The organism is Planctomycetota bacterium, assembly GCA_038746835.1.
In the GTDB taxonomy this organism is placed as follows: Bacteria; Planctomycetota; Phycisphaerae; order Tepidisphaerales; family Tepidisphaeraceae; genus JBCDKH01.
Window position 1 is genome coordinate 1 of record JBCDKH010000216.1, and the last position, 5823, is coordinate 5823.

The 5823-nt window shown below is 66.6% G+C and carries 4 protein-coding genes; 2 read left to right on the top strand and 2 right to left on the bottom strand.

Annotated features, from left to right (window positions below):
• Together AAGI46_15200 and AAGI46_15205 are read right to left on the bottom strand one after the other, a co-directional pair.
• On the bottom strand, positions 1-1042 hold a 1042-nt coding region (locus tag AAGI46_15200; GenBank protein ID MEM1013553.1), incomplete at its 3' end, for an efflux RND transporter permease subunit.
• A 19-nt stretch (positions 1043-1061) separates the two neighbouring features.
• Positions 1062-2273 (bottom strand): efflux RND transporter periplasmic adaptor subunit, encoded by a 1212-nt coding sequence (locus AAGI46_15205; protein ID MEM1013554.1) that lies wholly within the window; start codon positions 2271-2273, stop codon positions 1062-1064.
• A 278-nt stretch (positions 2274-2551) separates the two neighbouring features.
• Between AAGI46_15205 and AAGI46_15210 the strand changes: the two genes are divergently transcribed.
• Together AAGI46_15210 and AAGI46_15215 are read left to right on the top strand one after the other, a co-directional pair.
• On the top strand, positions 2552-4411 hold the full coding sequence (locus tag AAGI46_15210) for a secretin and TonB N-terminal domain-containing protein (GenBank protein ID MEM1013555.1): 1860 nt from the start codon (positions 2552-2554) through the stop codon (positions 4409-4411).
• A 93-nt stretch (positions 4412-4504) separates the two neighbouring features.
• Complete coding sequence (locus AAGI46_15215) at positions 4505-5620, top strand: tetratricopeptide repeat protein (protein MEM1013556.1); 1116 nt, start codon at positions 4505-4507, stop codon at positions 5618-5620.
• The last annotated feature ends 203 nt before the right edge of the window (positions 5621-5823 follow it).

Genomic DNA, 5823 nt, shown 5'->3' on the forward strand with positions numbered 1-5823 from the left:
AGCGAACGTAAACGGTCTCGTCGTAGACCTGCCGCAGCCGGACCGTGCCTTCGTAGTTTTGGCTTCGGGCGTACTGGTCGAGAATGCCGCCTTCGGCATTCATCTCGGCAATGGTCGCCTGCATGCTGTCCATCACCGACAGCACGTTGCTGCCGAGCTCGCGCTGGAAGTTCATCGCCAGCACTGGCACGCCGCGACTGCGAATGAAGCTGTCCGCCTCTCGAAAAGCCTCGCGGACTTCGGCGACGTCGCTCACGTAGACCGGGCCGGACTCGTCCTGACGGATGATCGCGCTGGATGCTTCCTCGACCGAATCCCAGCGGGCCGGCACGCGGACGGTCACGTCGTAGTTGCCACGACGGACGGCCCCGCCGGAGAAGTCGGCGTTGCTTTGCTCCAGACCCGCGACGAACTGCGACATCGTGATGCCGCGTCGGGCCAGCGCGTCGGGATCGACCAGGATCTGCAGCTCGCGCTCTCGCCCGCCGAGCACGTTGACCTGGCTCATCCCGTCGAGCCGCTCAAGCCGAGGCGAGATGTTGTTCGTGACGAAGTCGAACAGCTGCTGCACGTCAGCCGTCGGGATTGGCGTGCCGTCGAGCTCTTCGCGCTCGACGACGACCCAAGCGATGTAGTCGTTGCTGTCGGGGTCTTCGGCCTCGACGACGGGCTGAAGGACGTTGTCCGGATAGCTCGGGACGCGACTGATGAGCTGGTCGACCTCGTACGTCGCCGCCTCCACGTCGACGCCGATGCCGAGCTCGATGCGGATCTGTCCCTGACCGCGACTGGCCGTACTGGTGAGGCGTTCCAATCCGCCCAGCTCGCGAAGGACATCCTCCTGCTCGACGAGGATGTCGTTCTCGACATCCTCCGGCAGGGCGTTCGGATACGCCGTCGTGACGCTGATGACGCCGCGCTCGATCTCCGGCGTCATCTCGATCGGCACCGTCGCGAACGCGAGGTACCCAGCCAGCAGCGTCAGCACAATGCCGACGGCCACGGTGATCGGCTGCTTGATGGCGAGCTTGATCGGATCCATGCGGTGCCTCGCGTTACGGCTACTCGGCGGTCGGTTCGTCGGCGGGCGTTTCCTGGATCGCCAGCGGAGCACCGGGGAAGAAGATCCGCTCGGCACCCATCGTCACGACGAGCATGCCCGGCTGAAGCGGACCTTGCGGCGGCGTGGCGAGGATCGCGTCGTCGCCACGCTTGAACGCAATCTCCACCGCGTTCGGAATGCCGACCGGCGGTGTGCCTTCGCCGTCTTGGAGCGCGAGGTAGACGAACGCGCCATTCTGATTCCGACGAATCGCATCGGTCGGGACGATCAGCCGATCTTGGGTGCCACCCGAAGGCAGCTGGGCGCTGACGCTCATTCCCGGCGCGAGCGCGACACCTTCGGGTGCAGAGACGTCGATGACGACGACGTAGCGCCGTGACCGCGGATCAATGTCGCCGACGATCCGGACGTCCTCGACGACGAGTTCTGCTCCACTCGCATCAAGCCGCACGACGCAGCCGTCGGCAGTGATGTTGCCCGGGTCGAGTGCCTCGGGTGCGTCGAGGACCGCCTCGAACGTGCCGCCGCTGACGAGCGTGGCAACGGCGTCGCCGGCGTTAAGATACTCGCCAAGCTCAGCCGAACGGCTCATGATCTGCCCGTCGAACGGCGCGACGACCGCAAGGTCGTCGAGGCGAACCTGAAATCCGTCGAGCCGCTTCTGCACGGCGTCGAGTTGCTTCTTGGATGCCGTCACACGCGACTCCGCCACCGCGACGTCCGTGCGGGCGGTGCGAAGGTCGAGTTCGCTCACGGCACCTTGAGCGCGCTGGGCGGCACGCTCGCGGCTGACGAGGTCGGCCTGCGCTTTGGCCAGCTCCGCCTCGCGCTCGGCGACGGATGACTCCGCAGCAGCGACGTCGGCCTCGGCGGCGGCAATTTCTTCGTTGAGGCGACGATCGTCGATCCGCACCAGCACGTCGCCCTGGCTGACCTGTTGCGCTTCGTCGAACTCGACAGCGACGACGCGGCCGGGCTCGATGTTGGCGACGTCGCTCCGCTGCTTGGCTCGGATGCTGCCGGTGACGCGGCGCGTCTCGCCGACCGACTCCATTCGGATTGCAGCGACACGCACATTCGTCGGCGGAGGGCCACCTTGCGGGCCGCCTTGCTGGGCTTGCTGATCGTCGCCTCCGCCGCAGCCGGCAAGGAGCAACATCGTCAGCGTCGCGACGGACGCGGCGACGGTAGGGCGTAGCAGCAGCGGCACAGAGGAGGCTAGCGGCCCGTTGCTAGTGTCGACCAACAAACTTCGATGAGCACCGAAACAGGCGGCGTGGCAGAACGCCGCACCGCTTACCGGACCGCTCGAACCGACGCCCATGTCAACTTGGGGAATTGGCGATGGCTCGGGCAAATACGACGTTCCCTTCGCCGCTCGGCCTTCCCGCCGATCAGCCACGCCAGGGCACGACCCAACGGAACTCACCACCGTCCCCGGGTCAGCACTCCGTCGCCATCCGCGACGCCACGCACGAAGGAACGCCCATGCCGTCGCACCCGAGCCGCAATCGTCTTCTCGCCGCCGCCGTCGCGCTTGTCGCGCTCGGCACTGCCGACACGGCTGTCGCGCAGTCGCCCATCGCACCGCCCGCGCCTGCTGCACAGCAGTCGGACGACCCGTTCGCCGAGAACGCCCCCGATGCCGTCGTCCCCGCTGAAGATGCCGAGCAAAACGCCGCCGTCAGCTATGACGCCGCAGCCGACACGCTCGACATTCGCGTCAGCAACGCCGACCTCGTCGACGTCCTCCGCATGCTCGCCGAGCAGAGCGAGCGCAACCTGATTGCCAGCAAGAACGTCGCCGGCGTCGTCAGTGCCAACCTGTACGACGTCACGCTCGCCGAAGCGCTCGACGCGATGCTCAAGACCAACGGCCTTGCCGCCCGCGAGGAAGGCAACTTCGTCTACGTCTACACGCAGGAAGAGCTGGCCGAACTCGAAGAGGCCAACCGCCGCGTCGAAACCAAGGCGTTCCGGCTCTTCCACACGCCGCCCGGCATGGCCGCGCGGATGGTCGCGCCGGCTCTGTCCGACGTCGCCGTCATCAGCGTGAGCGACGAAGCCGAGTCGGGCGTCGCCTCCAACGCTTCCGACGCCGGTGGTTATAACTACTCGGCGGGGGATGTTTTAGTCATCAGTGACTTCGCAGAGAACCTGGCCGAAGTCGAACGGCTTCTGGATGAAGTCGACAAACGACCGCAGCAGGTGCTCGTCGAGGCGACCATCCTGTCGGCGACGCTGACCGAGGACAACCAGCTCGGCGTTGACTTCAACCTGGTCGGCGGCGTCGACTTCAACGCCGTCAACTTCCTTCCCGGCGGCCAAATCTTCAGCGGTGCCACCGACGCCATCGCAGACCTGGGCAGCGACGATGTCGTCGCGGGCGGCACCGGCAACAACTTCTCCGGCCCGACCAACGGCGGCCTGAAGGTCGGCTTCGTCTCGGGCGACGTCAGCCTCTTCCTCTCCGCACTCGAAGGCGTCACCGACTCCACGGTTCTCGCCAACCCGAAGGTCCTTGCCGTCAACAAGCAGAAGGGCGAAGTCCTCGTCGGCCGGCAAGACGGTTACCTGACGACCACGCTCACCGAGACCAGTGCCACGCAGGACGTCCAGTTCCTGGAGACCGGCACCAAGCTCGTCTTCCGGCCGTACATCAGCCGCGACGGCTACGTCCGACTCGAGATCGCGCCCGAGGACTCCTCCGGCGGCGTCGACGAACGGGGCCTGCCCAGCAAGGTCACCACGCAGGTCACCAGCAACGTCATGGTCAAAGACGGCAAGACCATCGTCATCGGCGGTCTCTTCCGCGAAAGCTCCATCGTCGCCAAGGCACACGTTCCGGTGCTGGGCAACATCCCGATCGTCGGCAGGTTTTTTGGCCGGCAGTCGGACGCGACCGTCCGCGAGGAGATCATCATCCTGCTGACCCCGCACGTCATCAAGGACGACGACAAGTACGCTGAACTCGGCGAGGCCGAGAAGCTGCGGGCCGAGCGCCTGCGTGTCGGCACGCGTCGGGGCATGATGGCCTGGGGCCGCGAGCGTCAGGCGCAGGCGTACTACCGCCGTGCTGTCGAAGCCCTGGCTCAGGACAACCCGAATCCGAAGTCGGCCCGCTTCCACCTCAACGCCGCGCTGCAGCTGAATCCCTCGTTCCTCGAAGCCCTGGAGCTTCGCGAGGAGCTGGTCGGCCGGGCCTTCGTCGCAGCCGACGGCAGCAGCGTCCGGAGCTTCGTCGAACGCTCCATCCGCGACGACGCCGTCGAAGCCGGCGTCGACATGCCCGAAGCTGAGGCCGACGCTCCGGCGACGCAGCTCGCTCCCACCACACAACCCAACTGATCCCGCAGCACAGAGCGACTGAGCGACTTCAGTCGCTCTGTCTGCGCGCATCCAACGAAGCTTTCCCATCACTTCTTCGCGAAGGACCGCACCATGAACCGCACGCTTCTCCCCGCCGTCGCACTTGTCTCCGCTGCTCTGCTCGGCGGCTGTGCGAGCAAAACCAATCAGGAGCAGGCGGAGATGCGGTGGCAGGACGCCCGAGCCCGCGTGATGGTCGAGCTTGCCAGCGACCAGCTCGAGCAGGGCTCGATCGACGACGCCCGAGCTTCGATCGAACGTGCCCGCGCCGCGAGCCCACGACTGGCCGAGTCGCACATTCTGGCGGCGCGTTGTGACCTGGAAGAGGACAACCTTCGCTCTGCCGCTGACGCCTTGGTGTTGGCGCGAATGCTTGAGGCCGAACCCAAAGTCCATGCCGAGGCCGCGCACCTTCAGGGCGTCATCGCCGAGCGGTGGCGTGAGACGGACGAGGCGGTGCGTCGCCATCGCGAGTCGACCGTGCTCAATCCGATCGAGCCCGCTTACGCGGTCGCACTGGCCGAGACGCTTGTCGCCGCGGACCAGGCCGACGAGGCGGCCGAGCTGTTGGAGCGACGTCTGCCGCAAAGCCAGGGCGAGGCCTCGATCTTCGACGCGCTCGGCCAGGTCTACCAAGCCCTTGGGCGAAACGACGAGGCAGCGGAGATGTTCCGCCGTGCCGTGATCTACGCCCCGAACGACGACGATCTCGCGGCGCGCGCTGCCTTTGCGATGCTCGAAGCCGGCGACCCGGCCAGCTCGGTGACGACGCTGCGTCGGCTCGCCGAAGAGCCGCATTTTCGCGATCGGCCTTCGACGCACGTCGCCCTGGGCGAAGCGTTGCTGGCCGACGCGAACCCGCGCGAAGCGCTGCGTGCCTTCCAAACGGCCGCAAGGCTCGACCGGACGTCGCGCGCCGCCTGGCTAGGCGTTGCCAAGGCCGCGCTCGATCGCCGCGACGCCGCCGTGGCTGATCAGGCGTTGCAGCGTCTTCCGTCAGACGACGTCGATGCCGATCTCTTGCGTGGCCTGGTCCGCTATCGCCAAGGCCGCTTCGCCGAGGCAGCCGCGACGCTGGAGCCGCTGGCTCCAAACGACCCGACTGCTGCGTGCCTTCGCTCGCTGTGCCTCATCGCACTCGACGACCAGACCGCAATGGCGAACAGTGACTTCGCGACCGTGGATTGAGCGGTTGTTCAACCACGAAAGCCCGGAGAAATCCCGCGTTTCGCGCGTGATCGAAGCCGTGGGTAGAGCGAAGCGTCACCCCGGGTCCGAACGCAGACCCGGGGTGACGCTTCGCTCTGCCCAGCGGCTTCGGGTCCTGAGTCGAAGGATTCCGTCGAGAAGACGGAGCTCGACAGATCACCACGCGACGTCGCTCACGCACC